Source organism: Sphingobium quisquiliarum P25, assembly GCF_000445065.1.
Lineage (GTDB): Bacteria > Pseudomonadota > Alphaproteobacteria > Sphingomonadales > Sphingomonadaceae > Sphingobium > Sphingobium quisquiliarum.
The window spans coordinates 1-4350 of the sequence record NZ_ATHO01000013.1 but is presented as its reverse complement, the minus strand read 5'-3'; the positions used below and the strand labels follow the sequence as shown (position 1 = coordinate 4350).

General features: G+C 61.8%; 5 protein-coding genes. All 5 read right to left on the bottom strand.

Annotated features, from left to right (window positions below):
- On the bottom strand, positions 1-852 hold an 852-nt coding region (locus L288_RS0121135; RefSeq protein WP_031303799.1), incomplete at its 3' end, for a 5'-3' exonuclease.
- 88 nt (positions 853-940) lie between these two features.
- Positions 941-2131: a hypothetical protein gene (locus L288_RS24300; RefSeq protein WP_021236726.1), complete on the bottom strand. Its 1191-nt coding sequence runs from the start codon at positions 2129-2131 to the stop codon at positions 941-943.
- A gap of 269 nt (positions 2132-2400) precedes the next feature.
- A complete protein-coding gene (gene arsC / locus L288_RS24295; protein ID WP_021236725.1) occupies positions 2401-2775 on the bottom strand; it encodes an arsenate reductase (glutaredoxin) in 375 nt (124 codons plus the stop codon).
- A complete protein-coding gene (gene accC / locus L288_RS24290; protein WP_021236724.1) occupies positions 2772-4124 on the bottom strand; it encodes an acetyl-CoA carboxylase biotin carboxylase subunit in 1353 nt (450 codons plus the stop codon). The genes arsC and accC overlap by 4 nt, the downstream gene beginning before the upstream one ends.
- A gap of 13 nt (positions 4125-4137) precedes the next feature.
- Positions 4138-4350 (bottom strand): acetyl-CoA carboxylase biotin carboxyl carrier protein (locus L288_RS24285; protein ID WP_021236723.1); only part of this gene is annotated, 213 nt, incomplete at its 5' end.

Below are 4350 nucleotides of genomic sequence, written 5' to 3'. Positions count from 1 at the left end.
GGTCAGCAGCGACTTGAAGCCGTGATGCTCAAGGAAATTCTGGAGCGGTTCGGCCGGAATGCCCTTGAGCGTCAGTTCCTCCAGCGGTTCAGGCAGGTCCATGCGGTCGTGCAGGGCCACCAGCTTGCGGGACAGGCGGGCCATGTCGGCATGGGCGATCAGATTTTCCTGCATCTTCGACTTCTTCATCGAAGGGGCGGCTTCGAGCGCGGCTTCCAGGCTGCCATATTCGGTGATGAGCTTCGCGGCGGTCTTGGGGCCGATGCCGGGAATGCCGGGGACATTGTCGATGCTGTCGCCCATCAGCGCGAGGACGTCGCCCAGTTGCTGCGGCTGCACGCCGAACTTCGCCATGACATAGTCCGCGCCGCGCCGCTCATTCTTCATCGTGTCGTACATATCGACGCCGGGCTGGATGAGCTGCATCAGATCCTTGTCGGAACTGACGATGGTGACGTGCCAGCCCTGCGCGACGGCGGCCTTTGTGTAGCTGGCGATGATGTCGTCCGCCTCGAACCCGGCTTCCTCGATGCAGGGGAGGGAGAAGGCGCGGGTGGCGTCGCGGATCATCGGGAATTGGGGGACAAGGTCCTCCGGCGGCGGTGGACGGTTCGCCTTGTAGGCGTCGTACATCTCATTGCGGAACGTGTGGCTACCCTTGTCCAGCACGACCGCGAGGTGCGTCGGCCCTTCCGCCTTGCCCAGCTCGTCGGCCAGCTTCCACAGCATCGTGGTGTAGCCATAGACCGCGCCCACGGGCTGGCCATGGCGATTGGTGAGCGGCGGAAGCTGGTGATAGGCGCGGAAGATATAGCCGCTGCCGTCGACCAGGTAGAGATGATTCTGGGACATGGTGCGAGGGGATAGCGGGTTAGGGCGGAGGGCTCCAGTGGGCGTTGGCAAACAGGCTTGCCATCGCGCTCAGGTCGGCAATCTCAGTTCAGTCCGGCGCGCGGACCCGCACGAAGATGATGCCGGTAGCCATATCGCCCGTTGAATTGCGTGTTTGGTAAGTAACGCGTGTCAATCCAAGGAATGTTCCTGCTCGCGTGAGATGGAGATTTCCGTCGATCAAGCTGGCTGTCAGCTTGGCAGGCTCGACGGCGTCGGCAGCAGTCAGCTCCGTGTTTTCGCTACCTCGGAAAAGTAGCCAATCGCTACAGGTCGGAAGCCGCGTTGGGGCGGCCGTGGCGCAGCCGCTAAGGACCAATGAATTTGGTGCTGATGAAGAAGCGGTAATTTCACGATAGTCTGGTGCCGCCATCAACGGCCCGGCCACTGGTGCTGGTGCTGACCGAAAATACTCCGCTACCGCTGTGATATCGGCGGGCTGAATCGCTGCGATCCTGGGCGCTGCCGGATTTGGCCAGCGATAACCGAGAATGTTCAGTTCCGGCATGATAAAGAATCGAAACGTATATACCCAAGCCCTGATGTCCGCCTCGTCCCTGATCCTGGGGGGCATCGCCGTCATATACTTCGCAATAAGATCGGCTTTAGCGTCGCGCCAGTCGGTGGGAACAGGCGGATCAAGTACAGATGCCTGCCCTGATGCTGTCATCAAAGCTACGATGCTGGCAGGAGTGGTAAAATCCAGAGACCCGCTCGTCACCATTGCAGCACTGATGTGGCGCGACACCTTCCTTAGCGATATCGCATAGTCCTCGGGGTCGCTTGTGTCTGTGAAATAAGCCGCAAGAGCTAAAAGTTGCAGATTGATCGTTGTAAGACGGCCAGCATCCTGCGCGACGCCAGCGTCGCTGCTCTGCCAGTTACGCACTGGGTTGAAGGTGAGCAGATTAGTTCCCGCTCTCAATGCATAGCCGCCGGAGTCCAAGCCCAGCGCCGTTCGCACGGAGCTGGAGCTCCCCTGCGCGTCTATTACGGTGGTGAGAGGAGAAATGATCGATGCGCTAGGCGGAGCGGACATGTCTCCGATGATCATCCCGGTTGCCGCATCGACCCCAAGACTAACGCTCATTCTGCCGGTGGGTGATGAAGGGACAGATCCGAACCCAATGAACGGCGGTAGCACTGCGACGTCCTGGCCGAACAGTCCGGTGGCGGATGTGGTCGTTATCGCGTCGACCCTGCCGTCATTGTCAAAATCAAAAGAGATCGGCGCCAGCATCGGGCCTGCTGTTACAGCGCCAAATACTGTCGCAGCTGGCGTTGGAGTAGGTGCTGGCGAAGGCGTGGGCTGGGGACCCGCTGCTGGTGTCTCGGAGTCGGCACCTCCCCCTCCACAGCTCGATAACATCGCCAAGGCAGAAATGGCCGCCAGCCAACGAATATGCACAGAATTCCCCCGTTAATCAATGTTTTGATTGGACACGGATCTAAAGCATCTTGCCTCGCATCTGAGTCAAGCTGCTGGGCTGAAACCCGTTTTCGCCGAGCTTAGAAGTCAGAAAATTTTCTGCTTGCGCGTTGAAGGACTTCGCTCGCCCGTTCCGGCGGCCGGGCGATCACGGCGCCTTTTTCCGTGATGACGATGGCGCGTTCGATCAGGATGGGATGCGCCGCCATCGCGTCCAGGACAGCCTTGTCGTCCGTCACGTCGAGGCCGATGTCCTTGACGACCGGCTCGCCCTTGCGGACGGCTTCCGATGCGCGGACACCTGCCTGTCGCAGCACCGCCTCGATTTCGGCGCGGGTGGGCGGGGTTTTGAGATATTCGACCACCTCAACCTCAACGCCCGGCGCGGCTTCCAGGATCGCGAGCGCGGCGCGGGACTTGGAGCAGCGGGGGTTGTGCCAGATGGTCGCCTTCATGCCTGATCGTCCTTCGCCAACCACTCTTCCAGCCACTTGATCGTATAGTCGCCGTTGAGGAAATCGGGGTCCTTGAGCAGCTTCTGGTGGAGCGGGATCGTGGTCTTCATGCCTTCGATCACATATTCTTCCAGCGCGCGCTTGAGGCGCATGATGCAGCCTTCGCGGGTGCGGCCGTAAACGATCAGCTTGCCGATCATGCTGTCATAATATGGCGGCACCTTATAGCCTTGATACAGGCCGCTATCGACGCGGACGTGCATGCCGCCGGGCACGTGATAGCTGGTGACGGTGCCGGGCGAGGGCGCGAAGGTGCGCGGGTCCTCTGCATTGATGCGGCATTCGATGGCGTGGCCGTGGAATTCGATGTCCTGCTGCTCCACCGACAGGGGCTTGCCCTCCGCGACGCGGATCTGTTCGCGGACGAGATCGACGCCGGTGATCATTTCCGTCACCGGATGTTCCACCTGGAGGCGGGTGTTCATCTCGATGAAGTAGAATTCGCCATTTTCCCACAGGAACTCGATGGTGCCCGCGCCGCGATAGCCCATGTCGGCCATCGCCTTGCGCACCACTTCGCCCATCCGGTCGCGCTCGGCGGAGGAGAGGACGGGAGAGGGCGCTTCCTCCAGCACCTTCTGGTGGCGGCGCTGGAGCGAGCAGTCGCGCTCGCCAAGGTGAATGGCGTTGCCATTGCCGTCGCCGAAGACCTGGAATTCGATATGCCGGGGGTTGCCCAGATATTTTTCCATATAGACGGTGTCGTCGCCGAAGGCCGCCTTCGCTTCCGACCCCGCCTGCTTCATCAGCGTTTCGAGCTGGTCTTCGGACGGCACGACCTTCATGCCGCGGCCGCCGCCGCCCGACGCCGCCTTGATGAGGACGGGGTAGCCGATCTTCGCGGCGACTTGCCTGGCTTCCTCGACGCTTTCGAGCGCGCCGTCGGAACCGGGGACGATCGGCAGGCCGAGGGCGCCCGCCGTGCGCTTCGCCTCCACCTTGTCGCCCATGATGCGGATATGTTCGGGCTTGGGGCCGACGAAGGCCAGCCCGTGCGCTTCGACGATCTCCGCGAACTGGGCATTTTCGGAGAGGAAGCCGTAGCCCGGATGGATCGCGTCCGCGCCGGAGATTTCGGCCGCGGAAATGATCGCGGCGACGTTCAGATAGCTGTCCTTGGCCGCCGGGGGGCCGATGCAGATCGCTTCGTCGGCGAGGCGCACATGCATGGCGTCGGCGTCGGCGGTGGAATGGACCGCCACCGTCTTTATGCCCATTTCATGGCAGGCGCGGTGGATGCGCAGGGCGATTTCGCCCCGGTTGGCGATCAGCAGCTTTTCGATGGCCATGGGATGCGCGGCCTTATTCGATGACTATCAGCGGCTGGTCATATTCGACCGGCTGGCCGTTTTCGACCAGGACAGCCTTGACCGTGCCCGCATTGGGCGCGGGAATCGCGTTCATGACCTTCATCGCTTCGACGATCAGCACGGTGTCGCCCGCCTTCACGGTCGAACCGACCGGCGCGAAAGGAGCCGCGCCCGGTTCGGCGGCCAGATAGGCGGTGCCGACGAT

Excerpts from the sequence above, each read along its gene's own strand:
- L288_RS24300 (WP_021236726.1), bottom strand. The coding sequence starts at position 2,131 with ATGCTGGCGCCGATCTCTTTTGATTTTGACAATGACGGCAGGGTCGAC.
- arsC (WP_021236725.1), bottom strand. The coding sequence starts at position 2,775 with ATGAAGGCGACCATCTGGCACAACCCCCGCTGCTCCAAGTCCCGCGCC.
- accC (WP_021236724.1), bottom strand. The coding sequence starts at position 4,124 with ATGGCCATCGAAAAGCTGCTGATCGCCAACCGGGGCGAAATCGCCCTG.